Source organism: Mycobacterium timonense (assembly GCF_025821985.1).
Taxonomy (GTDB): Bacteria; Actinomycetota; Actinomycetes; order Mycobacteriales; family Mycobacteriaceae; genus Mycobacterium; species Mycobacterium avium.
Genome location: NZ_JACKSY010000104.1, coordinates 559,109 through 585,624 on the forward strand (window position 1 = coordinate 559,109; position 26,516 = coordinate 585,624).

At 70.4% G+C, this 26,516-nt stretch carries 21 protein-coding genes; 7 read left to right on the top strand and 14 right to left on the bottom strand.

Annotation, left to right across the window (positions count from 1 at the left end; genetic code table 11):
• Window position 1: 1 nt before the first annotated feature.
• The 5 genes from H7I87_RS25185 to H7I87_RS25205 all read right to left on the bottom strand — a co-directional run bounded on the left by H7I87_RS25185 (window position 2) and on the right by H7I87_RS25205 (window position 5,511).
• On the bottom strand, window positions 2-298 hold the full coding sequence (locus H7I87_RS25185; protein WP_003874076.1) for a hypothetical protein: 297 nt from the start codon (window positions 296-298) through the stop codon (window positions 2-4).
• A 20-nt stretch (window positions 299-318) separates the two neighbouring features.
• Window positions 319-1,848, bottom strand: coding sequence for a class I adenylate-forming enzyme family protein (locus tag H7I87_RS25190; protein ID WP_009979659.1), 1,530 nt, complete (start codon window positions 1,846-1,848; stop codon window positions 319-321).
• An 87-nt stretch (window positions 1,849-1,935) separates the two neighbouring features.
• Window positions 1,936-2,721 (bottom strand): crotonase/enoyl-CoA hydratase family protein, encoded by a 786-nt coding sequence (locus H7I87_RS25195; protein WP_024637113.1) that lies wholly within the window; start codon window positions 2,719-2,721, stop codon window positions 1,936-1,938.
• Between the two features lie 139 nt (window positions 2,722-2,860).
• On the bottom strand, window positions 2,861-4,270 hold the full coding sequence (locus H7I87_RS25200; RefSeq protein ID WP_011726348.1) for a WS/DGAT/MGAT family O-acyltransferase: 1,410 nt from the start codon (window positions 4,268-4,270) through the stop codon (window positions 2,861-2,863).
• Between the two features lie 44 nt (window positions 4,271-4,314).
• Window positions 4,315-5,511 (bottom strand): alpha/beta hydrolase, encoded by a 1,197-nt coding sequence (locus H7I87_RS25205; protein WP_003874080.1) that lies wholly within the window; start codon window positions 5,509-5,511, stop codon window positions 4,315-4,317.
• 273 nt (window positions 5,512-5,784) lie between these two features.
• On the opposite strand from H7I87_RS25205, the gene H7I87_RS25210 reads away from it, so the two are divergent.
• A complete protein-coding gene (locus H7I87_RS25210) occupies window positions 5,785-6,684 on the top strand; it encodes an alpha/beta hydrolase (protein WP_031347585.1) in 900 nt (299 codons plus the stop codon).
• Window positions 6,685-6,686: 2 nt separating this feature from the next.
• Here H7I87_RS25210 and H7I87_RS25215 read toward each other — a convergent pair whose 3' ends face one another.
• From H7I87_RS25215 to H7I87_RS25225, 3 genes are read right to left on the bottom strand one after another with little or no spacing between them, the layout of a single operon-like run.
• Window positions 6,687-8,000 (bottom strand): amidohydrolase family protein, encoded by a 1,314-nt coding sequence (locus H7I87_RS25215; RefSeq protein WP_033727393.1) that lies wholly within the window; start codon window positions 7,998-8,000, stop codon window positions 6,687-6,689.
• Window positions 7,994-9,184, bottom strand: coding sequence for a CoA transferase (locus tag H7I87_RS25220; protein WP_033727394.1), 1,191 nt, complete (start codon window positions 9,182-9,184; stop codon window positions 7,994-7,996). Before H7I87_RS25220 ends, H7I87_RS25215 begins: the two co-directional genes overlap by 7 nt.
• A gap of 56 nt (window positions 9,185-9,240) precedes the next feature.
• The gene (locus H7I87_RS25225) at window positions 9,241-10,263 is read right to left on the bottom strand and encodes a MaoC family dehydratase (protein WP_023860772.1); all 1,023 of its coding nucleotides are present in this window, start codon (window positions 10,261-10,263) and stop codon (window positions 9,241-9,243) included.
• Between the two features lie 133 nt (window positions 10,264-10,396).
• Between H7I87_RS25225 and H7I87_RS25230 the strand changes: the two genes are divergently transcribed.
• Window positions 10,397-11,545 (top strand): acyl-CoA dehydrogenase family protein, encoded by a 1,149-nt coding sequence (locus H7I87_RS25230; protein WP_224111009.1) that lies wholly within the window; start codon window positions 10,397-10,399, stop codon window positions 11,543-11,545.
• 77 nt (window positions 11,546-11,622) lie between these two features.
• Window positions 11,623-12,111: a CD225/dispanin family protein gene (locus tag H7I87_RS25235; RefSeq protein ID WP_033717437.1), complete on the top strand. Its 489-nt coding sequence runs from the start codon at window positions 11,623-11,625 to the stop codon at window positions 12,109-12,111.
• Between the two features lie 95 nt (window positions 12,112-12,206).
• Here the strand turns inward: H7I87_RS25235 and H7I87_RS25240 are convergent, their stop codons facing one another.
• Together H7I87_RS25240 and fadD4 are read right to left on the bottom strand one after the other, a co-directional pair.
• On the bottom strand, window positions 12,207-13,169 hold the full coding sequence (locus H7I87_RS25240; protein WP_009979672.1) for an enoyl-CoA hydratase/isomerase family protein: 963 nt from the start codon (window positions 13,167-13,169) through the stop codon (window positions 12,207-12,209).
• Between the two features lie 3 nt (window positions 13,170-13,172).
• Window positions 13,173-14,690, bottom strand: a complete 1,518-nt coding sequence (gene fadD4 / locus H7I87_RS25245; protein WP_011726355.1) for a fatty-acid--CoA ligase FadD4 — start codon at window positions 14,688-14,690, stop codon at window positions 13,173-13,175.
• A 167-nt stretch (window positions 14,691-14,857) separates the two neighbouring features.
• Here fadD4 and H7I87_RS25250 point away from each other — a divergent pair, with 167 nt between their 5' ends.
• The gene (locus tag H7I87_RS25250; protein WP_011726356.1) at window positions 14,858-15,943 is read left to right on the top strand and encodes a GGDEF domain-containing protein; all 1,086 of its coding nucleotides are present in this window, start codon (window positions 14,858-14,860) and stop codon (window positions 15,941-15,943) included.
• A 16-nt stretch (window positions 15,944-15,959) separates the two neighbouring features.
• Here H7I87_RS25250 and H7I87_RS25255 read toward each other — a convergent pair whose 3' ends face one another.
• The 3 genes from H7I87_RS25255 to H7I87_RS25265 all read right to left on the bottom strand — a co-directional run bounded on the left by H7I87_RS25255 (window position 15,960) and on the right by H7I87_RS25265 (window position 20,584).
• Entirely contained in the window at window positions 15,960-17,789 is a 1,830-nt protein-coding gene (locus H7I87_RS25255) for a phosphoenolpyruvate carboxykinase (GTP) (RefSeq protein WP_009979676.1), read from the bottom strand.
• Between the two features lie 156 nt (window positions 17,790-17,945).
• Window positions 17,946-19,481 carry a hypothetical protein gene (locus H7I87_RS25260; protein ID WP_009979677.1) on the bottom strand — a complete coding sequence of 512 codons (1,536 nt, stop codon included), beginning with the start codon at window positions 19,479-19,481 and terminating at the stop codon, window positions 17,946-17,948.
• Window positions 19,478-20,584 carry a hypothetical protein gene (locus H7I87_RS25265; RefSeq protein WP_011726357.1) on the bottom strand — a complete coding sequence of 369 codons (1,107 nt, stop codon included), beginning with the start codon at window positions 20,582-20,584 and terminating at the stop codon, window positions 19,478-19,480. The genes H7I87_RS25260 and H7I87_RS25265 overlap by 4 nt, the downstream gene beginning before the upstream one ends.
• Window positions 20,585-20,777: 193 nt before the next feature.
• On the opposite strand from H7I87_RS25265, the gene trmB reads away from it, so the two are divergent.
• From trmB to mmpL3, 3 genes are read left to right on the top strand one after another with little or no spacing between them, the layout of a single operon-like run.
• Complete coding sequence (trmB, locus tag H7I87_RS25270; RefSeq protein ID WP_011726358.1) at window positions 20,778-21,557, top strand: tRNA (guanosine(46)-N7)-methyltransferase TrmB; 780 nt, start codon at window positions 20,778-20,780, stop codon at window positions 21,555-21,557.
• Between the two features lie 32 nt (window positions 21,558-21,589).
• A complete protein-coding gene (locus H7I87_RS25275; protein WP_009979681.1) occupies window positions 21,590-22,303 on the top strand; it encodes an NYN domain-containing protein in 714 nt (237 codons plus the stop codon).
• Between the two features lie 58 nt (window positions 22,304-22,361).
• The gene (mmpL3, locus tag H7I87_RS25280) at window positions 22,362-25,235 is read left to right on the top strand and encodes a trehalose monomycolate exporter MmpL3 (RefSeq protein ID WP_033717441.1); all 2,874 of its coding nucleotides are present in this window, start codon (window positions 22,362-22,364) and stop codon (window positions 25,233-25,235) included.
• A gap of 15 nt (window positions 25,236-25,250) precedes the next feature.
• On the opposite strand, the gene H7I87_RS25285 is transcribed toward mmpL3, so the two are convergent.
• Window positions 25,251-26,399, bottom strand: a complete 1,149-nt coding sequence (locus tag H7I87_RS25285; protein WP_011726360.1) for an AI-2E family transporter — start codon at window positions 26,397-26,399, stop codon at window positions 25,251-25,253.
• Between the last annotated feature and the right edge of the window lie 117 nt (window positions 26,400-26,516).

Genomic DNA, 26,516 nt, shown 5'->3' on the forward strand with positions numbered 1-26,516 from the left:
CTCAGTCGCTGGCCGGTAGCGGCTTGACCTCTTTGAGCTGCAGCGGCGTCTGGCCGATGCTCAGGCTTCCCGCGCCCGGCTTGGTCACCAGCACCTCGGCGCCGGTCTCGTCGACGTAGCGCTTGCCCATCACCGTGCCGTCGGCGAACGACGGGTCCAACTCACCGGAGCGCTCGGCACCCACCGGGACCATCGGCACCCCGCCGCAGCGCAGGTCGTCGAGGCTGTCCGCACTCCTGACGACGATCACCTGGGTGTCGCACACCTGGCTGGCGAGACGAGTTCCGTTCTTGATCATTGATTTCCGTCCTTGATCGCTTACTGCTGGGCCGGTGCGGCGCGCAATCCGGCTAGGGTCGCGATGATCTCCCGCCGCAACACCTTGCCGGTGGCGGTGGTGGGCAGCTCGTCGCGAAACACTACCTCGTCGGGCGTGCGCGAACCGCGCAAACTCTTGCGGACGAACTCGCGCAATTCCTCGGGATCGGGTTCGACACCGGCCGCCGGCACCACCACCGCGACGATGGCCTGGCCCCACTGCGGGTCCTCGACGCCGACCACCGCGACGTCGCGCACGTGGGGATGCTCGACCAGGACCTCCTCCAGCTCGGCGGGCGCGATGTTCTCCCCGCCGCGGATGATGGTGTCGTCGCTGCGCCCGCCGATGAACAGATAGCCCTCGTCGTCGAGCATGGCGATGTCGCGCGTCGGGAACCAGCCGTCCTCGTCGAGCACCGAGCCGATCCCGGTGTAGCGGCCCGAGACCTGCTCGCCGCGCACGAACAGTTCCCCGGTTTCCCCGGGCGGCAACACATTTCCGGCTTCGTCGCGGATCTGCAGCTCGATGCCGGCCACCGCCTGCCCCACCGATCCGAGCCGTCGCGCGGCCTCGGGAGTGGTCGCCGCCAGCGCCGCGCGGTGGTCGTCGGGGGTCAGCACCGCGATGGTCGAGCTGGTCTCGGTGAGGCCGTAGGCGTTGACGAAGCCGACGTGAGGCAGCAGCTCCAGCGCCCGGCGCACCAGCGGCAGGCCGACCTTGGAGCCGCCGTAGGCCAGGTTGCGCAGCGACGGCAGCTCGATCGGCGCCCCGGTGTCCGGGTCGCCGTTCTCCAGCACCGTGACGATGCGGTCGAGCATGGTGGGCACTACCGTCGCGGTCGTCACGTTCTCGGCGTTGATCAGCCGAACCCATTCCCGCGCATCGAAATTCGGCAGGTACACCATCTTGCGGCCGGCATACAGATTCGACAGCGCGGCGCTGACCCCGGCGATGTGGTACGGCGGGACGCAGATCAGCGCGGCGTCGGTTTCGTCGGCCGCCCCGAATTCGACGGTCCCGGTGATGTAGCTGGTCAGGTTGTTGTGCGAGAGCTCGACGGCCTTGGGCTGCGAGGTGGTGCCCGAGGTGAACAGCACGATCGCGACGGAGTCCGGGTCGGCGAACGCGTCCGCGGCGGGCTCGGCGGCGCGGGCGGCGGCCAGGAAGTCGTCGGAGTCCATGACCCCGCCCGGCGCCTCCCCGACCATGTCGCGGTAGCGGGCGTCGACCACCACCAACGGCTCGGGCAGCCGCTCGATCAGCGCCCGGATGCCCTCGGCGGAGAGCCGGTAGTTGATCGGCGTGAAAGCCACCCCGGCGCGCGCCGCGGTGAAGATCAGCACCGGCAGCAGCACGCCGCCGGTGCCCACGTACACCAGGTGCTTGGCGTTCGAACCGGCCACCACCGCCGCCCCGCCGTCGGCGAGATCGCTGAGCTCTTGGGTGGTCAGCCGCACGTCTTGCGAGACCACCGCCGTGCGCTCGGCGTTGCTCGACGCGGCCATCTCGAGCAGCAGCGAAATGCTCATCCTCGGTCTTCCTGCGGTGTCAGCACGTTACAAAGCCGGCCAAAAGTGTCATGTCCGACTGTAGCTTAGATCACCGCCCGGGACCGATCAGGTGCCCGTCCACTTGGGGGGCCGCTTCTCCGCGAACGCGATGGCGCCTTCCTTGGCGTCGTTGGAGGAGAACACGGGGGCCAGCAGCTTGTTCTGCTCGGCGAACATGGTCTCCGGGCTCCAGCCGCGGGACTCGACGATGATCCGCTTGGTGGCGGCCACCGCCAGCGGCCCGTTCGCCGCGATCTTCTCGGCCAGCGCGATCGCCTCGTCCAGCGCGCTGCCGGGCTCGGCCAGCACGTTGACCATGCCGAGCGCGTGCGCCCGCTCGGCGCTGAGGTTGTCACCGGTCAGCGCCAGCTCCATGGCGATCGCGGACGGGATGCGCTGCGGCAGCCGCAGCAGCCCGCCGCCCCCGGCGACCAGGCCGCGCTTGACCTCCGGAATGCCGAAGGCCGCGTCCTTGGAGGCGACGATCAGGTCGGTGGCCAGCGCCAGCTCGGTGCCGCCGGCCAGCGCGTAACCCTCGACCGCCGCGATCAGCGGCTTGGCCGGCGGGCGTTCGGTGAAACCCATGCCGCGGCCCTCGACGATGGGCAGCTCGCCGCGGGCGAAGGCCTTCAGATCCATACCCGCGCAAAAGGAGCCGCCGGCCCCGGTCAGGACGCCGACCGACAGACCGGGCTCGCTATCCAGCCGGTCGACGGCGGCGGCCAGTCCGTTGGCCACCGCGGCGTTGACCGCGTTCTTGGCCTTCGGCCGGTTGATCGTGATGATGAGGATCCGATCCCGTTGTTCGACCAGGACCTCGGGTTCGCCGGCTTCTTCGTTCCCAGTGCTCACGTGCCGCACAGCTCCTTCGGGTATCGGTGGCGCACCAACTGCGACCGTCGGACCGATGGTAACGGTCGGCCGGAACGGCGTTGACGTACCCCGAGATTCCGGTTACCGCCGGAGCTGAACGGCGGTCGGAGCGGACCGGTCAGGCCGGTGCCATCGCCGCCTCGACGACCGTGAGGTCTTCGGAAAACCCTGCGGCCCTTCGTATTTCGATGAAGTCCTGGACCATGGCTTCGGTCACCTCGTGCGGGTCCTTGCAGGTGGCCCCGTCGGTGAGCACCGAGATGTTGAGCTGATCGACGTAGCTCCACACGGTGATGTTGAGGCCGCTGCCGGCGGTCAGCGGACCCACCGAGTAGATCTCGGTGACCAGCGCCCCGCCCACCCGGCCGCGTTCCCGCGGCCCGGGGACGTTGGAGATGTTCAGGTTGAGGATCTTGTTGTGCCCGTCGCGGGCGGACGCCCACTGGAAGAAGGCCCGGGTGGGTGCGGGCGGCATGTAGGCCGCCCACCGGCTGACCAACTCGGGGCCCATCAACTGGTGACTTTCCTTGGCGGAGATGGCGTTTTGGTGGCAGGCGGCGACCCGCTCCAGCGGGTCGTCGTGGTCGACGGGCAGTGCCACCAGCATGCCGGTGAAGCGGTTGCCGGAGATCCGCTCCGGGGAGAAGTCGAAGCTCACGGGCACCGACGCCAGCAGCGGCTGGGCCTGTCCGTCGTAGCGCAGCAGCAAGGTGCGCAACGCCCCCGTCGACATCGCCAACACCATGTCGTTGATCGTCGCGCCGAGCCGCTTGCCGGTCTCCTTGACGTCGGCCAGCGCCAGGGTGGCGGTGGCGAACCGGCGCTCCGGGGTGAGCTTGTGGTTCATGAACGTCGGCGGCGGCTCGAACGGCCGGGTCAGTTCCGGGGACAGCTTGCGCGCGCTGCGCCGCACCCGGCCCAAACCCTGGGCGGTGTAGCGGATGGTGTGCGGCAGCCGCCCGACGTGGCGCAGGTGATCGGCGAACGCCGACACCATCAGCTGGCGGGTGGTCGGGGGCGGATCGCAGACATACGGCCCGGCCTCCGGCCCGGGCTGCAGGTCCATGCCGCGGGCCAGCAGATTGGCCGAGGCGACACCGTCGGCGAGGGCGTGATGGATTTTGCCGACCACCGCAATCCTGTTGTTGGCCAAGCCTTCCACGAAATACATCTCCCACAGCGGGCGGCTGCGGTCCAGCGGCGTGCTGGCGATCTGCCCGATGGCCTCATCCAGTTCGCGTCGGCCGCCGGGCGGGGACACCCGCCACGGGCGGATGTGGTAGTCGAGGTCGATCTCGCAGTTCTCCCGCCACATCGGGTGGTGGAAGCTGAACGGGACCTCGACGAGCTGGTAGCAGAACGGATCGAGCTTGTTCAGCCGGCCGGCGATGACTTGCCGGAACGCGGCGACGTCCAGGGAGCGCCGATCGGCGTCCAGTTCGATGACGGCGGCCTTGATGGTGTGCATGTGCACGTTCGGCGCTTCGCTGTACAGCAGTACCGAGTCCCAGCCGCTAAGCCTCTTCACCGCTGCCCCTTACCCATAGAGGGACCATACTCAGCGCAGGCAGCTTAGATGACCTCTTTTGCCCCGATCCGCGTCTTGCTGCGATGAACCTGATCGAGGAACAGCGAGCACACGTGTGCCGCCGCACCGGCCCGCTCGCCGTCGATGAGGTCGTATCCGTGGCCCGCCCCGGGCAACTCCAGGTAGCCCACCGTCGAATGCGACACCGCCCTGAGCCGCTCGACGAAGCTGCGGGCCTGCTCGACCGGGATGACGCTGTCCTTGCTGCCGTGAATCACCAAGAACGGCGGCGCATTTCGGTGCACCCGGGCGATCGGCGAGGCGTCGCGGAACACCTCGGGATGACGGGCGATCGACTTCCTGACCACCACCCGCTCCAGAAAATCGACGAACCGGACCCGCTCCGGCGTCGAGCGGTCCTCCCAGTCGTAGCGACCGTAGATCCCGACGACCGCGTCCACCGAGGTGTCGGCGCCCTCGGGCAGCATGCCCCGGTACTGCGGGTCGTCGGGAGTCAGCCCGGCCAGCGCGCTCAGGTGGCCGCCGGCCGAACATCCCGCTATCGCAACGAAATTGCGGTCGCCGCCGAACTTGTCGACGTTGGCCCGCGCCCAGGCGATGGCGGTTTTGACGTCGACGATGTGACGCGGCCAGCGGTGGTGCGGGGCCACCCGGTAGTCGATCGCCAGGCACACCCAGCCCTGTTCGGCCAGCCGCGACATGAGCGCCGAGCCCTGGCCCATGGACTTGCCGTGCACCCAGGCGCCGCCGGGCACGAAGATCAGCACCGGCGCGGGCTGCGCGGGCAGGTCCTTGCGCCGCCACACGTCGAGCACCTGGGCCGGGTGGTGGCCATAGTGGACGGCGCGCCGATACAGGTGGCGGTGCCGGCGCACGCCGTCCCAGATCGGCGGGGTGCGCTGGGCCACCGGCCACTGGCTCTCCAGCTCGGCGGCCGATACCAGCCCGCGCAACGCCGCCAGGGAGACCTGCTGCGTGCTCTCCCGGTCCCGGCGCCGCGCGTCGCCGCCACCCGGGGCGAACATGTCCCGGGTGGCCGCCGAGATCACCTCGGGTGCGTGCCGGGCGCCCCACATGCCCATGGCCGTCAGGCCGGCCAGCGGCTCGAGGTGCCTGCCGACCACCGGCAGCGACGCCCCGGCCAGGCTCACGGCCAGCGCATAGTCGGCGGGGCGGGCCCGCAGCAGCCACTTCAGGTAGGGAGTCATGCCCGGCGCCATGGCCGGAACTGTACCCCCGTCCCGGTCCGCGAAACGGGCGATTGCCCACACCCGCGGGCGGGCGCCGCGGGGCTTTGCCCGGCGGGATCGCTGTGCGCGGTATCGACGCTGTTGAAACCGATTCGGCGGTTCGCTGTGCGGAGCGGATTTCGCTGCGCGACACGCTCACGGCGCGGTGCGGCCGGCGATCACCCCGGCGCCGGGAGGGCCGGTTCGCGGATCGCCTCGCCCTATAGCGGTGCCCCGCTGGTGGCCGTCGGTGATACTGATCCGGTGCCGAACAACGATGTTCATCCTGACCTGCAACGATTTGCCCGGTTCGCGCCGCGACGACTGGTCGGCCCGCGAACGCTGCCGCTGATGCGGGTGGCGCTTGCCTGGCGCGGGCGGCTGGGCAAGCCGGTCCGCGACGTCGAGGTGATCACGCTCGGTTCCGGGGTGGGGGTCCGCCTGTTCCGGCCCGCCGGCGCCGCGGAGACGACGCCCGCGCTGCTGTGGATCCACGGCGGCGGCTACGTGCTGGGCACCGCCCAGCAGGACGACCAGCTGTGCAGCCGGTTCAGCCGACGGCTGGGCATCACGGTCGCATCGGTGGACTACCGCCTGGCGCCCGAACATCGGTATCCGGTGCCGCTGGAGGACTGCTATACGGCGCTGACCTGGCTGGCCGGTCTGCCGTCGGTGGACCGCTACCGCATCGCCATCGGCGGGGCCAGCGCCGGCGGCGGCCTGGCCGCGGCGCTGGCGCTGCTGGCCCGCGACCGCGCCGAGGTGAGCCCCGCATTCCAGCTGCTGACCTATCCCATGCTCGACGACCGCAGCTCGGACACCGCGCCCAGCCCGAACTATCGGCTGTGGGACAACCGCAGCAACAGGTTCGGCTGGGCGGCCTACCTCGGCGACGCCGACCCGCACGTCGCGGTGCCCGCCCGGCGGGACGACCTCAGCGGACTGCCGCCGGCCTGGATCGGGGTGGGCACCCATGACCTGTTCCACGACGAGGACCTCGCCTACGCCGAACGGCTGCGGGCAGCCGGGGTGCCCTGCCAGGTGGAGACCATCCCCGGCGCCTTCCACGGCTTCGACCTGATTTTGCCGAAAGTTCAAGTGTCGCAGCGGTTTTTCGACAGCCAGTGCAACAGCCTGCGGGCCGCGCTGACGCCGGCCGGCTGAGGTCACATCGCGAAGTAGACGAGCTCACCGCCGATGATGGTGGCGGCCACCATGCCGGCGTCCAGTTCGGCCAGCGCGGTGTGCGGCGGCTCGTTGAGCACACACAGGTCGCCCGGCTCGCCGGGCTGCACGCTGCGCACCCGGTCCGGCTGGTCGGCCCGGCCCAAAAACATCGTCAAAGCCGTTCGCGCCGAGACACATTCGCGGGCGCCCAGCACGACGCCGCTGGGCGTGGTGCGGTGCACGGCGGCGCGCATCGCCGTCCACGGGTCGCCGTGGCCGAACGGCATGTCGGTGGACAGCGCGACGGGCACCCGCGCGTCGCGCAGCGAAGCGAGGCGCCACAACTGGTCGTGCTCGTCGGCGGGTACCTCGGCCAGGTACTGATCACCGCGCTCGGCGACGAAATTGGGCTGGGTCACCACGGTCACCCCGAGTTCGGCCAGATCGGCCAGGTTGTCGTCGGGCACCACGGCGGCATGTTCGATGCGGTCCCGCGGGTGGATGCCGGCCGCCCGCAGGGCGGCGATGGCCACCACCAGCTGGGCGGCGGTGACGCAGTGCACGGCGACCGGCTGGCCCGTGTCGTGCTGTCCGGCAACCCATTCCGCGAGGCCGTCGAGGTCGAGGCGGTCGTCGTGCAGGATCTTCTTGCCCGGCGAGAGGAAGCTGGGCCGGGGCCGGAATTCGCCGCGCGCGTGGGCGGCGACCAGCGCGGCCCGGTCGTCGTCGTCCAGGTCGGGGGTGGCGTCGGTGACACCGGTGACGCCGGTCGCGGTGATCCGGCGGCTGAGCTCGGCCAGGTCGGTCTCCCGGTGCGCCAGCGCCTGCGACCAGCCGCGGTCGGCGCTGCGCAGCCGCCCGTCCGGGTGTTCGGCCAGCCCGATCCGGCCCAGCGCCTCGGAATTGAGGATCCACAGCGCGCCGCTGCGGTGCTGGATGCGGACCGGGACGTCGCGCACGATGGCATCCAGCGCGGTCCGGTCGAGTGCCCCGGCGACCGAATCGTGATAGCCCACGGCGCGAATCCACCCGTCGGCTCCGGGCGTGGCGTTGGCCAGCAGCCGGGTGAGCTCGGCGCGGGTGCTGACGCCGGGCGGCCCGACGAAGAACGAATCCAGCGCCGAGGCCGCCGAGCGCAGGTGCACGTGGTGGTCGTGCAGCCCGGGCAGCACGGTGCCGCCGCCGGCGTAGAGCACCCCCTCCCCCGCCCTGGCCGCCAGGCCGTCATCCGCGGGCGCCACCTCCTCGATCCGTGCGCCCACCCGGATGTCGGCCGCCGTCCCGTCCAGCAGGGTGGCCCGCTGAATCAGCATGACAGGCAACGTCTTTGGCTGACCAGGTGACGCACGGCGGCATTGTCGGCGCCCAGTGCGGAGGCCGGCCCCGACGGCGGCGGGGGCGCCGGCGGTGACACCGGCGCATCCGACATCGGCGGCTCGGTGCCCAGCGCGGCGTAGCCGGCGGCGACACCGGCCATGGACAGCCGGATGAGTTCGCCGCCGCCGCGGCCCAGCGATTCGGCCACCGCCAGGGCCGCCTGCAGCCCGGTCAGCGGGTCGGCGATGGCGTCGCCGCAGAACACCGGCCCCGCGGCGCTGGTGCCCACCAGGCCGCCGCCCACCGCGGCGTCATCGCCGAAGCCCGGCCGATCGTCGTCAAAAGCGGTTATTTGCAGCCAAATTCGCCCGGGCCGAGGCGCGATGTCGGCCGGTCCGAGCCCGCGACGTCGCAACGCCGCCGGCCGGGAACCCTCGATCACGATGTCGCTGACGGTGAGCAGCTCACGCAATTGGTCGGTGTCGCGGTCGAAATCGATTCCGTAGCAGAGCTTTCCGTGATTCATCCAGTCGAAGAAGGCCCGGTTCCCGGCCCGGGTGCCGTCGGGGCGGCGTGGGCTTTCCACCTTGACGACGGTGGCCCCGGCACGGGCCAGCAGCTGCCCGCACAGCGGGCCGGCCCACATCGAGGACAGGTCGGCGACCAGCAGGCCGCGCGGCGAACGCGGCGCGCCGCCCGGTGCGGTCGGCTGGATGTGTTCGGCGGCCGGGCGCGCCTCGCCCAGCGCCGCCGCGGGGATGTCCAGCAGCGCCGCCCGCTCGACGATTTCGGCGGTGGCCCGGCCGGCGGCCCAGCACCGCAGCGCCGGCCACGGGTCGCCGGCCACGTCGTCGACCTGCAGCAGCGCCGGGACGGCGGCCAGGTCGTCGGCGCGGGACAGGGTGAGCGCGCAGTGGCCGTCGCGGGCCGCCAGCAGCCGGGTGGCCCCGCCGGGCGACACCTGACCGGCGCGCCGCAGCCCGAGCAGGGCGGCCCGCCCGCTCAGCAGGACCGCCGCGTCGGCGTCGACGCGCAGCCGGGCCCCGATGGCCGCCGCCACCTGGTGCGCCCGGGACAGCACGGGGGCGCGGGAGAAGTCGGCGGGGCCGTCGGGCAGGCCGGTCAGATAGGCCAGCCCGCTACCTCCCCAGTCGGTCGCGGCCGCGCTCACGTCACCCATTGTGCTCGGGGCCGTGCTCGCGGCCGTGCTCATGGCGGTGCTCGCGGGCGTGCGGCTCAAAACTGCAGCGCGTCGAACCGCCAGTCGAGCACGGCGCGGTCCGGCTCGTCCGGTGTGTCGCTGACCGCGTACACCAGCGACCGCAGCCCGAGCACGCCCCCGTGTTCGGTGGGCCGGGCGGATTCGATGTGCAGTTCGCTGTAGAGGGTGTCGCCCTCGTGCACCGGCCCGGTGTGATCGCAGGACCGCCAGCCCAGCACCGTCACCAGGTTGGGCAGCAGCCGGGCGGCCTGCGCCAGCGCCAATCCGATGGTGTGCCCGCCGTACACCAGGCGCCGGCCGCCGACGCGTGAATCATGATGTGTGGCAGCGATGTTCAGCGTCAGCCGGGCCAGTTCGGGTGCGCTGCTGACGACGTCGCCGGTGCTGTGCAGCACCGAACCCGCCAGGGCGGGGTCGAAGTGCGGGCCGGGCACCTCGGTGCGGAAGACCTCGCCGTCCCATTGCGCGGTGGGATCGTGCGCCGGGCCGGGCACGTCGGCGCCGATGCCGGACAGGTCGTCGTGCGGCACCGAACCAGCCTCGGGCGTGAATTCCGGGCTGGCGGGCAGCATTCCGCACCGGTAGAAGTCGAGCACCAACTGGTCGGCCTGGTCGATGGTGATCATCCGCAGCGCCGCCATCCCGGTGGGGGCCCGGCCCGGGTTGGGTGAATTGGCGCGCAGCCCAACCACTTCGGTGCGCGTGTAGAGGGAATCGCCGATGACCGGGAAGCGGTGGAACACCAGCCCGCGATAGAACAGATTGGCCTTGACCCGCTGGGTCACCAGCGTCGACTGCCCGATCGCCACGTCGCACACCAGCCCCGGGTGGGCCAGCGGCGCGGGCAGGCCGGTCACCGCCGCGCACAGATCGGCGTCCAGCGCCAGGCGCAGCCGGTCGCCCAGGATCGCCTGATGGGCGGCGGCCAACCCGGACGACAACGTCACCGACGGCGCCCAGTCGAACACCTGCCCCACCGAGAGGTCGTCGAAGTACGGTCCACCCTCGCGAATTCGCGCATACCCGTCACTGGTCACAACGCCACATGCTGGCAGGCTGTGGAATCGAGGGTCAATCCGGATCGGACCCCAACGTCGACTTGTGGGCGCCAATTCGCGGGTTTTCGCCCGGCAAGTCGACGTTCGGCGCGAATCGGTGAGGTGGGCACAGGTGAATGACGAAGAGGACATGCTGGTCGCCACGGTGCGGGCGTTCATCGACCGCGAGGTCAAACCGACCGTGCGCGAGGTGGAGCACGCCGATGCCTATCCCGAGGCGTGGATCGAGCAGATGAAGCGGATCGGGACCTACGGGCTGGCGGTGCCCGAGGAATACGGTGGTTCGCCGGTGTCCATGCCGTGCTACGTGCGGGTCACCGAGGAGCTGGCGCGCGGCTGGATGAGCCTGGCCGGGGCGATGGGCGGGCACACCGTGGTGGCCAAGCTGCTAACGCTGTTCGGCACCGAGGACCAGAAGCGGGCCTACCTGCCGCGGATGGCCAGCGGCGAAATCCGGGCCACCATGGCGTTGACCGAGCCCGGCGGCGGCTCGGACCTGCAGAACATGTCGACCACCGCGCTGCCCGACCCCGACTCCGACGGCCTGGTGATCAACGGGGCCAAGACCTGGATCAGCAACGCCCGCCGTTCCGGCCTGATCGCCCTGCTGTGCAAGACCGACCCGAAGGCGACGCCGCGGCACAAGGGCATCTCGATCCTGCTCGTCGAGCACGGGCCCGGCCTGACGGTGTCGCGGGACCTGCCCAAGCTGGGCTACAAGGGCGTCGAGTCCTGCGAGCTGTCCTTCGACAATTTCCGGGCGCCTGCGACGGCGGTGCTGGGCGGTGTTGCGGGCCAGGGTTTTTCGCAGATGATGAAGGGTCTGGAGACGGGCCGCATCCAGGTGGCCGCCCGCGCGCTGGGGGTGGCCACCGCGGCGCTCGAGGATGCGCTGGCCTATGCCCAGCAGCGGGAGAGTTTCGGGCAGCCGATCTGGCAGCATCAGTCGGTCGGCAATTATCTGGCCGACATGGCGACCAAGCTCACCGCGGCCCGCCAGCTCACCCGCTATGCCGCCGAGCGTTACGACAGCGGCGAACGCTGCGACATGGAAGCCGGGATGGCGAAACTGTTCGCCTCCGAGGTCGCCATGGAGATCGCGCTGAACGCCGTGCGCATTCACGGCGGCTACGGCTATTCACAGGAATACGACGTCGAACGGTATTTTCGTGACGCGCCCCTGATGATCGTCGGCGAGGGCACCAACGAAATCCAGCGCAACGTGATTGCCCGGCAACTGGTGACCCGCGGCGGGATCTGACGGCGCAATCGGGGCCGACCCGCAAAGTTTGGGAGTATATTTGCCTGACTTCTGAACCGAAGGGAAAGGCAGCAGCCATGACTAATCCCCCCGCGCCGCCCGGAGGTTCGCCGGAATGGCAAGGCCAGCAACCGGAATGGCAGCAGCCGGAAGGCCAAGGCCAGCAACCGCCGTGGCAGGGCCAGCCGCCGCCGGCCTGGCAGGCGCCGCAGCCGGGCGGCTGGCCGGGCCAGCAGCCCGGGTCCTGGCCCCCGCCCCAGCCCGGCTGGCAGGTCGCGCCGGAGCCGGAGAACTATCTGGTCTGGGCGATCCTGTGCACCGTGCTGTGCTGCCTGCCGTTGGGGATCGTGTCGATCGTCTACTCCACCAAGGTCTCCGGGCTGTGGGCGCAGGGCCGCTACGCCGAGGCGCAGGAGGCGGCCAACAACGCCAAGAAGTGGGCCATCATCGGTGCCATCGTGGGCGCCGTCGCCGCCGTGATCTTCGTGCTCATCTACGTCGTCGCCGGGGTTTTCGTGGTCTCGCACCTGCCGTCGACGACCACCACCACCTATTCGGGCTTCTGACGTCAAACGGGGTCGTCGTCCTCGCGTAAGTGTAGGAACGGGACCGACAAAAACCGCCGCCCTGTGGCCACTCCAAGCCACAGTGACACAACGGATTACGACGAGGCCGTTGCCGCTTCCACCTCGTCCACCAGCCCCCAGGACAACGCGGTCGCGGCGCCGACCGTGCGGCCCGACAGCACGAGATACGCCGTGCGCCAACGCCCGATCCGCCGGGTGATGCTGACGGTGCCGCCCGCGCCGGGGATCAGCCCCAGCGCCAACTCGGGCAGCCCGAACACCGCGTCGTCGCGGGCGCTGACCCACCCGCAGAACGCCGCCATCTCCAGTCCGCTGCCCAGCACCCGGCCGTGCACCTCGGCGCGGCACGCCCGGCCGAACCGGGCGGTCAGCGCGTCGAGCACCAGCGCGGGGCTGTGCCGGGTGCGCGCCAGGTGCGCGCTGGCCGGATCGGCGAAGGTGCCGAATTCGGCGAGATCCCCACCGCTGCAAAAGGACGGGCCGTTGCCGCTCAACACGATTCCGGTCACCGACGGGTCGAGCTGGGCGACCGCCAGCGCCTCCAGCAGCGCGGCGCGCGCATCGGTGGAGAACGCGTTGTGCCGTTGCGGGCGGTTGAACGCGATCCGCAGCACGTCGCCGTCGCGCCGGGCGAGCACCGGGTCGGTGATCTCGGGCATGCGGGCCGGCCCGCGCTCGTCGAGCCAGCGCGCGAACTCCGGGCCGGCCTGCAGCGTCGAATACGCCAGCGACTCAGTCAGCAGCCCTCGCGCCGCCGGCCCCGCGGGATCCACCGCGCGCAACACGTCGTCGCAGATCGCGCTGGCGTGCGGCCACCGCCGGCAGCGTGCCGTCAGCTCGTCCAGCGACGTGGACACCGAATCGACGGTGACGGCGCGACGGTCCGTGCAGGCGTCTTCGGTGAGGGTGAAAGTCGCTGCCTCGAGCCAGAATTCGGACCTGGCGATCTGGTCAGCCGATCCGACGGCGACGATCACGCCCGGTGGTGAGGCGGGGCCGTCCTGCGGCGCGCTGGAGAGGTCGACCACCCGCAGCATCGGTCACACCGAATACTTCTCGATCAGCCCGTTCTTGAAGAGCTTGCCGGTGTCGGTGCGTGGCAGCTGCTCCTCGAATGCGATCGCTCGCGGACACTTGTAGTGCGCCAACCGATCCCGCAGCCACGACAGCAGCTCGGCGCCGAATTCGTCGGTGGCGTCGCCGGGATCGACGGTCTGCACGGCCGCCATCACCCGCTGGCCCATCTCGTCGTCGGGCACCCCGAACACCGCGGCGTCCAGCACCTTGGGGTGGGTGACCAGAAGGTTCTCCGCTTCTTGCGGATAGATGTTCACCCCGCCGGAGATGATCATGTGGTGGCGCCGGTCGGTCAGGTACAGGTAGCCCTCCTCGTCGACGTAGCCGACGTCGCCGACGGTGACCCAGCCGTGCTTGTCGCGGGAGGCGGCGGTCTTGGCCTCGTCGTTGAGGTATTCGAAGGAATACCCTCCGCTGAAATAGATCTCGCCCGCCTGCCCCGGTGGCAGCTCGTTGCCGTTCTCGTCGAGGATGTGGATCTCGCAGGCCATCGGTTTGCCCACCGAACCGGGATGGGCCAGCCACTCCTCCGCGCTGATCAGCGTCGAGCCGATGGCCTCCGAGGAGGCGTAATACTCGTCGATGATCGGGCCCCACCAGTCGATCATCTGCTTCTTGATCTCCACCGGGCAGGGCGCCGCCGCGTGCATCACCCGCTGCAGGCTGCTCAGGTCGTACGAATGACGAACGGCTTCAGGCAGTTTCAGCATGCGGGTGAACATCGCCGGGACGAACTGGCCGTGCGTGACCCGGTGCCGCTGGATGGCGTCCAGGCAGCCCTCGGCGTCGAATTTCTCCATCACCACCGTGGTGATGCCGCCGGCCTGCGCGCTCATCGACCACACCGACGGCGCGGTGTGGTACAGCGGAGCCGGGCTGAGGTAGATCGACTCGGGCGTCATCCAGAAGCCGACCAGCGCCGACATCATGCCTGGGGCTTCGGCCGGATGGACATGCGGCAGTTCGCGTTTGATGCCCTTGGGCCGTCCCGTGGTTCCCGACGAGTACTGCAGCAGGTCGCCCTCGAGCTCGTCGTCGATGGGCGTATCGGGTTCGCCGGCAACGCATTCCGGGTAGCGCTCCCAGCCGTCGAGGTCGCCGTCGGCCATCAGCAGCAGATCCGGCAGACCGCCGGGCAGGTGCTCGCCGAGCCGCGCGCAGGTGTCGCGCAACGCCGCCGAACCGACGATCGCCCTGGCCGAGCTGTTGTCGACGATGTAGGCGGCCTCGGCGGCGGTCAGATGGGTGTTGATCGGCACGTAGTACAGGCCGCTGCGGCGGGCCGCCCACATCACCACGTGAATGTGCTCGTTGTTCTCCATCAGGATGGCGACCGTGTCGCCCTCGCGCAGACCCGCCTTGCGGAACCGGTGGGCCAGCCGATTCGCGCGCGCTTCCAGGTCGTCGAACGTGACGACCGTGCCGGACGGGTAGAGGATGACGGCGGGCTTGCCGGCGCCGAGATACTCGCGGATCTGCATGCGCAGACTGTACCGCCGGCAAACTTGACGGGTGTCAAGTGGTCGGGGCCCAGTCGGCGGCCCGGTCGGCGAGCCGGTCGGCGAGCCGAAGACGGCGCCGATACCTACACTGTCGTCGACGTCAAAAGCTAGCCTTGGCGGGTACGCCGCTTTCGCCGGAGGTGGGGATGACCGCCGAGCAGGTCTCGCAACCTCCCGCATCTGGATCGAGCCGCTTCGCCGTCTACGACTACGTCGACGGGATGGAGCGTCTGGTGCACGCGGTTCAGGAACTGTCCCTGGCGCGCAGCCTGCCGGACATCCAGCGCATCGTCCGCTCCTCAGCGCGCGAGCTCACCGGCTGCGACGGCGCCACCTTCGTGCTGCGCGACAACGACCGGTGCTACTACGCCGACGAAGACGCGATCGCGCCGCTGTGGAAGGGCAGCCGCTTCCCGATGACGTCGTGCATCAGCGGATGGGCCATGCTCAACCGCGACGCGGCGGTGATCCCCGACATCTACCGCGACCCGCGCATCCCGCACAACCTGTACCGCCCCACCTTCGTCAAGAGCCTGGTGATGGTGCCGATCCGCAAACTGGACCCGATCGGCGCGATCGGCAACTACTGGGCCGAGCCGCATCAGCCGTCCGAGCATGAGGTGCGCCTGCTGCAGGCGCTGGCCGACTCGACCTCGATGGCCATGGAGAACGTCGCGATCTACTCGGAGATGGAGCAGCGGGTGCGCGACCGCACCGCCGCGCTGGAGCGGGCCAACGAGGAGATCCGCCGGCTGTCCGTGACCGACGAGCTGACCGGGCTGAACAACCGTCGCGGCTTCTACCTGCTGGCCGGGCAGAAGCTCAGCGGCTCGCACCGGCTGGGCCACGCCTGCGTGCTGGCCTTTCTCGACGTCGACGGGCTCAAGCAGGTCAACGACGAGCAGGGCCACGACGCGGGCGACATGCTGATCAAGGACGTCGCCGAGGTGTTGCGCAGCATCCGGCGCGAGTCCGACATCCTGGCCCGCATCGGTGGCGACGAGTTCTGCGTGATGGTCACCGAAAGCGACCAGGACAGCGCCCCGCTGCGGGAGCGGCTCGCCGAAGCGTTCGCGGCTTTCAACGCGACCGGTGACCGGCCCTACCGGCTCTCGGCCAGCGTCGGCCTGGTGCGCGCACCGGTCTTCGACACCGCCAGCGTGGACGAACTGCTGGCCCGCGCCGACGAGCTGATGTACGTCGAGAAGAAGGCCCGCCGAACCGCCGGCTGAATCGGGCTGAGCCGGGTCAGCCGGCTTCGGACAGCCGCTGCTTGAGCGCCTCGAACTCGTCGCGGACGCCGGTCGGCAGCTTCTCGCCGACGAACTCGAACCACTCCTCGATCTGCGGCAGCTCCTCGCGCCACTCGTCGGGGTTGACCGCCAGCGCCTTGGCGACGTCGTCGACGCTGACGTCCAGGCCGTCCAGGTCGAGGTCCTCGGCCTTGGGCACGATGCCGATCGGGGTGTCCTGGCCGCCCGCCTTGTGCTCGATGCGGTCGACGATCCACTTGAGCACCCGGCTGTTCTCGCCGAAGCCGGGCCACAGGAAGCCGCCGTCGTCGCCGCGGCGGAACCAGTTGACGAAGAACACCTTCGGCAACTTGGACTCGTCGGAGTTCTTGCCCAGGTCGATCCAGTGCTGGAAGTAGTCGCCGACGTGGTAGCCCAGGAACGGCAGCATGGCCATCGGGTCACGGCGCACCGTGCCGACCTTGCCCTCGGCGGCGGCGGTCTGCTCGCTGCCCATGGTGGCGCCCATGAACACGCCGTGCTGCCAGTCGCGGGCCTGGGTCACCAGCGGCACCGTGGTCTTGCGGCGGGCGCCGAACAGGATGCCCGAGATCGGCACACCCTGCGGGTCGTCCCACTCCGGCGCCAGGATCGGGCACTGCGACATCGGCGTGCAGTAACGCGAATTCGGGTGTGCCGCAGGCGTGTCCGTCTTCCCGGCGTACCAGTCGTTGCCCTTCCAGTCGATCAGGTGCTCGGGCTGGCCCTCCAGGCCCTCCCACCACACGTCGTTGTCGTCGGTGAGCGCCACGTTGGTGAAGACGGTGTTGCCGGCCTCGATGGTCCGCATGGCGTTGGGGTTGGACTTCCAGTTGGTGCCCGGCGCGACGCCGAAGAAACCGAACTCGGGGTTGACCGCGTACAGCCGGCCGTCCTTGCCGAACCGCATCCAGGCGATGTCGTCACCGAGCGTCTCGGCCCGCCAGCCCGGGATGGTGGGCTGCAGCATCGCGAGGTTGGTCTTGCCGCACGCCGACGGGAACGCCGCCGCGAAGTAGTACGCCTTGTTCTCCGGGGAGATGAGCTTGAGGATCAGCATGTGCTCGGCCAGCCAGCCCTCGTCGTGGGCCATCGCCGAGGCGATGCGCAGCGAGTAGCACTTCTTGCCCAGCAGGGCGTTGCCGCCGTAGCCCGAGCCGTAACTCCAGATCTCGCGGGTCTCCGGGAAGTGGGTGATGTATTTGGTGTCGTTGCACGGCCACGGCACGTCCTTCTGGCCCGGCTCCAGCGGCGCCCCCACCGAGTGCAGCGCCTTGACGAAGAACCCGTCGTCGCCCATCTTCTCCAGCGCGGCCTTGCCCATCCGGGTCATCACCTTCATTGAGATGACGACGTACTCGGAGTCGGTGATCTCCACACCCAGCTTCGGATCCTCGGCGCCCAACGGGCCCATGCAGAACGGCACCACCCACATGGTGCGCCCGCGCATGCAGCCGCGGTACAGGTCGGTCATGATGGACCGCATTTCCGTGGGGTCCATCCAGTTGTTGGTCGGCCCGGCGCCGCTTTCCTCTTCGGTGCAGATGTAGGTCCGCGACTCCACCCGCGCCACGTCGGACGGGTCGGACAGCGCCAGGTAGGAGTTGGGGTGCTTCTTCTCGTTCAGCTTCTTCAGCGTGCCCGCCTCGACCAGCTCGGCGGCCAGCCGGTTGAACTCCTCGTCGGAGCCGTCAGCGAAAACCACCCGGTCGGGCTGGGTCAGCTCAGCGACCTCCTGCACCCATGACAGCAGGCCCTGATGGTTCGTGGGTGCTGTGTCCAAACCGGGAATGGTCGCTGAGGTCATCGAACTCTCCTGCTTCGTTGCGTATCGGGCTGATGCTCGGTATGCCTTCGCCCACAAAATTAAGGACTTGGTGGCGTTAACTACAGGTTATCGTGAGGAACTTGTCGGGGAAGTCTCGGGCAGGTATAAGCCTTCTCACAACAACGATTCAGAAGCTCACGGCCGGTCGCCATCTTCGCTCCTCGAAGCGGGTTTTTCGGTTTTCTCACCGCCGGCATCTTCGGCGGGACTTCCGCCCGGTTGTATACCCGGTTCGCCGAGTTCTGCACGCACGGCTTCGAGCGCGGCCGTGACCGCCGGCATCTCCCGATCCCGCGCGGCCGCTGCCCGGGCGGCGGCCAGGGCGTGCTCGCGCAGCTCGGTGTCGATGGCGCTGACCGACGCCGACACCGCCGCGTTCTCGGCCTCGTCCTGGGCCAGCAGCGCCTTGCTCAGCACCGACTCGGCCACCAGCACCCGGGTGGCCACCAGCTCCTCGACCACCGAACGCAGCGACGCCGTCGCGTCACCCGCCCAGCGGTCCAGCAGCGCCCGGTCCCGCAGCAGGCCGCGGATGTTGATCACCAGGAAGGTGAGCGCCACCGAGATCAGCACGCACACCACGGCGGCCGCCACCGCCAGTGCCGGGCTGAGCCGGGACGCCAGCCCGCTCATCAGCCGGCTCAGCGTCAGCGCCACCCCGAGCCCGAACCCGACGCCGAGCAGGATCATCAGCCAGGTTTCCTGCCGGCGTGATTTCAGCGGCGGCGGCGAGACCTCCACCGCCGGCAGCTGCTCGAGGGCCGGCAGGTCCACCGCCACCCCCACCGCCTGCGCGGTGTCGGCGAGCTGCGTGTCGGTGCCGTCGCTGACCTCGGCGACCACCTCGGCCAGCCGGTCGCGGGTGTGCGCCTCGAAGCCGGACAACTTGCCCCGGGACAGGCCCGCCGCGTGCTCCTGCAGCTCGGTGCGCACCGACGCGCACCGGTTGCGCGCGGAGTGCGACAGCGCCACCCGGGCCTGCTGGATCTGACCGCGCAGCGTGATGCTGCGCTCGGTTTTGGCCTGGCGCCGCTGCTGCAGCGCGGTGCTGCGCTCTTCGCGCAGCGCCTCGACCCGGGCCCGCCGGCCGGGGGCCTCGACCTCGCGGTCGAACCGCCGCGCCACCGTCCGTAAGCGGGATTCCCACGCCCGCAACCTGTTTCGCCGGGCCAGATCGGCGTCGTCGAGTTGCGCCGCGACGGTCTTGGCCAGGTCGTCGACGTCGGGTTCGCCGACGTCGGGCAGCGCCGCCGCACCCACCCAGGGCACCCGGGCGTAGCGCGGCGCGTGCGCGGCCAGGGTGTCGCGATTGGCGGCGAGCACCTCACGCCAGCCGCGGTGCACGTCGATCTTGGACACCACCCCCACCACCGCGTCGGTGTGTTCGGTCGCGGCGTCCAGCAGCGCGCAGTCCGAGGGTGTCAGGTGCGCGGCCGCCGACACCACGAACACCACCGCGGTCGGCACCTCGCCGGGCCCGAGGTCCGTCGACTCGACGAACTTGTGCTGCGGCAGCCGCTCCTGCAGCGCGGCGGCCACCGCGGTGACCCCGGCCATCCACGGCCCGGTCACCAGCACCGCGTCGCTGCGGTGCACCGCCGGCGGATCCAGCCCCGGGCTGACGGCTGCCACCAGCGCGTCGACCGCGGCGGCCGGATTGTCGCCGCTCACGCCGGGTCCTCCCGTTCGACGGGCAGTTCGACGGGCCGTTCGCCGGGCAGCGTGGCGCAGGCCTGCGACCACAGCCGCAGCGATCCCCGTGCGATGTCGGCGCCGCACGCGCGGTGCAGGTCGCTGCCCGACGCCCGGCTGTAGCGCTGCCAGCGCACGGCTCGCGCCAGATGACCGGACGGATCGCCCGGCGCCGCCTCCCCGGCCACTTCCCCGGCCATGTCGCCGGCCATGTCGAGAGCCGCCGCCATTCGGGCGACCACGGCGTCGTCCCGGGACAAGAAGCCGCTGATCCGCTCGCCGAGCGCGGCCCCGCCGACCGCCAGCGCCTCCAGTTCCGCGACGGCGCCCAGCACCCGCCGGTAGCGCACCTCGGCGCCCAGCGCGCCGATCTCGGCCAGCACCGCGTCGACGCCGCTGATCCGGCGCAGCATGGTGCGCAGCTGTGCCGGCCCGGCGCCGCGGCGGATCGCGGCGATCGCCAGCGCGGTGCCGAACAGGTCGAGGGTGTCCAGCAGCCGCTCGCGCGCCGCGGCCGGCACGTCGACCCCGGCGTCCAGGAATCCGGTGATCGAGCCGTCGAGGCAGGCCGCAGGGTCGGCGGCCAGCGTGCGCAGCGCCGCCCACAGGTCGTCGCCCAGGTCGTCCAGCGCGGCCACCGCGAGCAGGCCGATCGCCGGCCGGATGGGAACGCCGATCAGCGCGGACAGATCGGCGCACCGGGCCCGCGCCGCCGCGATCGGCCCGTCGCCGCCCCGGCCGGACAGCGAGCCCACCAGATCGGCCTTACTCAGCACGGCCAGCACCGGGTGACCGGCGGCGCGCGCGGTCGAGATGGCCTGGGTGTCTTCGGGCTTGGCCACCTCGGCGGTCACGTGCACCACGACGTCGGCCGCGTCGGTGGTCACCGCGATGCCGGTCGCGCGTCCGGCCCGGTCCAGGGCGCGGGCCAGCGTGCGGCGGCCGACCCCCCGGCGGCCGCGAACCACCACCCGCAGCGGCGCGGCGGCGCGCTGCGCGATCGCCGTCACCCGCGGGTCGGCCTCGGCGGCGGCAAACCGTGCCAGTTCGTCGACGAAAATCTGGTGTCCTTGTCCCCTCATATCCCGCCTGTCCGGTCGAAAATGACCCGATCGCCCGATCGATCGGCCGCTACCGGGTGCAGCGCCGGGGCCGGGCGGCCCCACCGAATGGTGGCACTCACGTCGTCAAGATGCGAGCCACCGTCTATGAGTTACCAGCTCAAGGCAACTGTTGGGTATCAATCCGGACCAGGGGCGGCTACATCCGGGGTTTATGGGCCACCATGGACAAATGCATGCGCAGCACGGGGTGACGATGCCTGCCGACTCACCGACCGGGCAACCGGACCGCTCCGAGCAGCGTTATTTCCCGGCCACGGCGTTCCGCACCCGGCGATCCACCCTGTCCGATGCCCAGCGCCAGACCTGGGACCGCCGCTGGCCCGAACTGGGCCTGTCGGTGGGCCCGGCCGAGGATCCCGACCGCCCCGGGCCGCCGCTGGACACCGACGCCTGGTTCGGCCGCAAGGCCCCGGTGGTGCTCGAAATCGGTTGTGGCAACGGCACTTCCACGCTCGCGATGGCGAAGCAGGAGCCCGGCGTGGATGTGATCGCGGTGGAGGTCTACCGGCGCGGCCTGGCGCAGCTGCTGTGCGCGATCGACCGCGACAACGTGACCAACATCCGGCTGATCCGCGGCAACGCCCTCGACGTGCTCCAGCGGCTCATCGCGCCGGCGTCGCTGACCGGGGTGCGGGTGTTCTTCCCCGATCCGTGGCCCAAGGCGCGGCACCACAAACGAAGGTTCCTGCAGCCGGGCACGGTTGGCCTGATCGCCGACCGGCTACTCCCTGGTGGTGTCCTGCACGTCGCGACGGACCACGCCGGCTACGCCGAGCACATCGCCGACGTCGGCGCGGGCGAGCCCCGGCTGCGCCCGGCCGACCCGGACAGCCCGCTGCCGATCTCGGTCGCCCGCCCGACCACCAAGTACGAGACGAAGGCTCAGGACGCGGGAAGTGCGGTCACCGAATTCATTTGGCTTAGACGGTGAACGGCTTCGACGAGATGAGTAGGCGATGAGGTATGAGCCTGACTGAAGCGACCGCCGCGGGCGCCGAACCCGTCGCGCCGCCGGCGGTGCTGTCCGGTGACGCGCTGGGCGGCTTCCCGCCCTCGGGCGGACGGGTGCTGCTGGTGTGGGACGCCCCCAACCTCGACATGGGGCTGGGCTCGATCCTGGGCCGGCGCCCCACCGCGCTGGAGCGCCCGCGGTTCGACGCCCTGGGGCGCTGGCCGCTGGCCCGCACCGCCGAGGTCAGCGCCGAACGCCCGGGCGTCGTCGTGGAACCGGAGGCCACCGTCTTCACCAACATCGCGCCGGGCAGCGCCGAGGTCGTCCGGCCCTGGGTGGATGCGCTGCGCAACGTCGGGTTCGCGGTGTTCGCCAAGCCCAAGATCGACGAGGACAGCGACGTCGACCGCGACATGCTGGCCCACATCGAGCTGCGGCGCACCGAAGGGCTGGCCGCGCTGGTGGTGGCGTCGGCCGACGGTCAGGCGTTCCGTCAACCGCTGGAGGAGATCGCCCGCAGCGGGGTCAGCGTCGCGGTGATCGGATTTCGCGAACATGCGAGTTGGGCGCTAGCGTCGGATACCTTGGACTTCGTTGATCTGGAGGACATCTCCGGTGTCTTCCGGGAGCCGTTGCCGCGGATCGGCCTAGATTCGCTGCCTGACCAGGGTGCGTGGTTGCAGCCGTTCCGGCCGCTGTCCGCGCTGTTGACCGCGCGTGTGTGACACTGGAAAACCGATGCGTGGGTCGCTGCAGACTAAGTCGATCCAGTAAGGAGCTTGCGTGTTCGCCTGGTGGGGTCGAACTGTGTACCGGTATCGGTACATCGTGATCGGGGTCACGGTAGCTCTGTGCCTGCTCGGCGGCGTTTTCGGCATCAGCCTGGGCAAGCACGTCACCCAGAGCGGCTTCTACGACGACGCCAGCCAGTCCGTCAAGGCGTCGGTGCTCGGCGACCAGACCTACGGCCGCGACCGGACCAGCCACGTGGTGGCCACCTTCACGACGCCCGACGGGAAAACCGTCGACGACGCGGGCTGGCGGGACAAGGTGGTCGCCGAGCTGAACAAGTTCAAGGCCGACCATCCCGACCAGGTCGTCGGGTGGGCCGGCTGGCTGGCGGCGCCGGACAGCACCAACCCGGTGATCAAGGGCATGGTCAGCGAGGACAAGAAGCACACCTTCGTGTCCATCCCGCTCAAGGGCGACGACGACGACACCATCCTGAACAACTACAAGGCCATCGCCCCGGATATGCAGAAGCTCAACGGCGGCGCCGTGCAGCTCGCCGGGCTGGAGCCGATCGCCAACGCGCTGACCGGGACCATCGCCACCGACCAGCGCCGCATGGAGGTCCTCGCGGTGCCGATGGTGGCGGTGGTGCTGTTCCTGGTGTTCGGCGGCGCGGTCGCCGCCGGCCTACCGGCCATCGTGGGCGGTCTGAGCATCGCCGGCTCGCTGGGCATCCTGCGGCTGGTCGCCGTGTTCGGCCCGGTGCACTACTTCGCCCAGCCGGTGGTGTCGCTGATCGGCCTGGGCATCGCGATCGACTACGGGCTTTTCGTGGTGAGCCGGTTCCGGGAGGAGATCGCCGAGGGCTACGACACCGAGGCCGCGGTGCGAAGAACCGTGATGACGGCCGGGCGCACGGTGACGTTCTCGGCCGTGCTGATCATCGCGTCGAGCGCCAGCCTGCTGGTGTTGCCGCAGGGCTTCGTGCACTCACTGACCTACGCCATCTTCGCCGCGGTGGGCCTGGCCGCGCTGCTGTCGATCACGTTCCTGCCGGCCTGCCTGGGCATCCTGGGCCGCCACGTCGACGCGCTGGGGGTGCGGACCGCGTTCCGGGTGCCGTTCCTGCGGAACTGGAAGTATTCGCGGGCCTACCTCAACTGGCTGGCCGACCGGCTGCAGAAGACCAAAACCCGCGAAGAGGTCGAGGCCGGCTTCTGGGGCAAGCTGGTCAACTGGGTGATGCGCAAGCCGCTGGCGTTCGCCATCCCGATCGCCGTGGGGATGATCCTGCTGGTCATCCCGCTGGGCAACCTCTCGTTCGGCGGCATGAGCGAGAAGTACCTGCCCCCCAACAATCCGGTGCGCCTGGCCCAGGAACACTTCGACAAGCAGTTCCCCGGCTACCGCACCGAGCAGCTGACCGTGGTGATCCAGAGCGACAACCACAGCAAGGTCACCGACCAGCAGGTGGCCGACATCCGCAACCGGATCTCGGGGATCGGCGGCTTCACCGACAAGACCTGGCAGGAGCGGCCCTGCCCGACCATCGCCGGGAACCCCTGCATCCCCGGCCCGAACGGCACCACGGTGCCCAAGGACGGCTCGGTGCGGGTGATCCAGAACGGCCTGGCCAACCGCAATGATGCCGCCAAGAAGATCGCCGAACTGCGGGCGGTGAACCCGCCGAAAGGCCTGAACCTGTATGTCGGCGGCACGCCGGCACTCGAGCAGGACAGCATTCACAGCCTGTTCGACAAGGCTCCGTTGATGCTGGTGCTGCTGCTGGGCGCCACGCTGCTGCTGATGTTCCTGGCGTTCGGGTCGGTGGTGCTGCCGATCAAGGCGGTGTTGATGAGCGCGCTCACGCTGGGATCGACCATGGGCATCCTGACGTGGATCTTCGTCGACGGTCACCTGTCGGGGGTGCTGAATTTCACCCCGACGCCGCTGATGGTGGTGGTGATCGCGCTGGTCGTCGCCGTCGGTTTCGGCCTGGCCACCGACTACGAGGTGTTCCTGGTCTCGCGGATGGTCGAGGCGCGCGAGCGCGGCATGTCGACGGCCGAGGCCATCCGGATCGGCACCGCGACCACCGGGCGGCTGATCACGGCCGCCGCCATGGTGCTGGCCGTGGTCGCCAGTTCGTTCGTGTTCTCCGATCTGGTGCTGATGAAGTACCTGGCCTTCGGTCTGATGGCGGCGCTGCTGCTGGACGCGACCGTGGTGCGGATGTTCCTGGTGCCCTCGGTGATGAAGCTGCTCGGCGACGACTGCTGGTGGGCCCCGCGCTGGGCCCGCCGGCTGCAGAACAAGATCGGGCTGGGCGAGATCGACCTGCCCGACGAGCGCAAGCGGCCCACCCTCAACGGCCGGCCCGCCCGTCCGCCGGTGGCGGCCAGCCTGGTCGCCACGGCGCCGCGCCCGCCGCACGACCCCACCCACCCCGCGGCGCCGGAGCCGTCGCGGCCGGCGCGCCCCGCTCCCGCGGAGCCGCGGCCCGCGCAGGAACCGGCCGCGAGCACCACCCGCATCCCGGCCCGGCCCAACCAGCCGACCGAGGCCCAGACGACCCGCTTCGCCGCGCCGGGAGCGCCCGGCCGCCAGCGGCCGGCCGAACCGCGCCCGGCCCCCCCGCAGCGCCCGCCCACCCAGGCGGCGCCGCCGTCCGGGGATCAGACCCGCGCCATCCCGGTGCCCGGCAACCGGCCCGACGACGGCGACAGCGACGCGGACGCCGCCGAACCCACCACCGCCCTGCCGAAGATGCGCGCGGAAGGTTCGGGCGGCAGCGAGTCCGATGCGGCCGGCGACCAGGCGAACGCGCGCGGTCAGGGCGAGAACGGCGACCCGGCGCGGCAACGCCGCCGCGCCGGCGGCGGGCTGTCGGCCCAGGACCTGCTGCGCCGCGAGGGCCGGCTGTGAAGGCCTGAAAAACCCTCAGCCGGAACCGTTTTCGGGTTTGTCCGGCTCTGCCTGCAGGATGGTGTTCTGCTCGTCGGACTCTTCTTCCTGCTTGACGGCCTCCGCGGACGGGTTGGGCGCCAGCAGCACCTGGAAGGCGTTGTTGAGGAACGCGACCGTCGGGACGGCCAGCAGGGCGCCGACGATCCCGGCGAGCACGCCGCCGGTGGAGATGGCCAGCACCACCGCGAGCGGGTGAATCGACACCGCGCGGCCCATCACCAGCGGCTGCAGCAGATGCGCCTCGATCTGGTTCACCGCCACCAGCAGGCCCAACGTGATGAGCGCGTACACGATGCCCTTGGCCAGTAGCGCCACCACCACGGCCAGGAAGCCGGCGACGACCGCACCGACCAGCGGGATGAAGGCACCCAGGAAAACCAGCGACGCCAGCGGCAGCGCCAGCGGGATACCCATGATCGCCAGTCCGGCGCCGACCCCCGCCGCGTCGGTCAGCGCCACCAGAAAGGTGGCCCGCACGTAGCCGATCAGCGACCCGTAGCCGGCGCTGCCGGCCTCGTGCACCCGCTCGCGGGCGTGCGCCGGAACGATCTGCACCACGTACCGCCAGATATTGCGCCCGCCGTAGAGGAAGAAGATCAGCGTGAACAGCACCAGCACCGCCGCGGTGACCAGCTCGGTGACGGTGGCCGCGGTGGACAGTGCGCCGCTGGTCAGCTTGGCCTGGTTGTTGTGCAGCGCCTCGATGGCGGCGTTGCCCGCGCTGTCGATCTGCTCGCTGCGCAGATGCGCCGGCCCGTTGATCAGCCAGCGGCGCGTCGACTCGATGCTCTGGGTCACCTGCTCGGTCAGGCCGGGCAGCCCGTCGATGAACTGCAGCACGACGAAGGCCAGGATGCCGCCGAGGATCGCGAAGCCGCCCAACAACACCAGTGCCACCGCGCCACCACGGGGCAGGCCGTGCCGGTCCAGCCAGTCCACCACCGGCACCAGCAGCGCGCTCAACAGCAGCGCGACCAGCACCGGGACGACGATCACCTCCAGCTTGGCCAGCACCCAGAACAGCGCCAGCGCGGCGGCCAGGATGACGAGCAAACGCCACGCCCAGGCGGCGGTCTTGCGGACTATGGGTTCAACCGACGCGTCGTCGACGTTTGCTGACATTTCGCCAGCCTATCCGCAGCGACGCCGCGTCAAACCTGACCGCGGGCGTCTGCGCGTCGCTCGGGGCCGTCGCCGCCGGCACGATCCGGTCACGACCCCAAAACGTCCCTGACACAC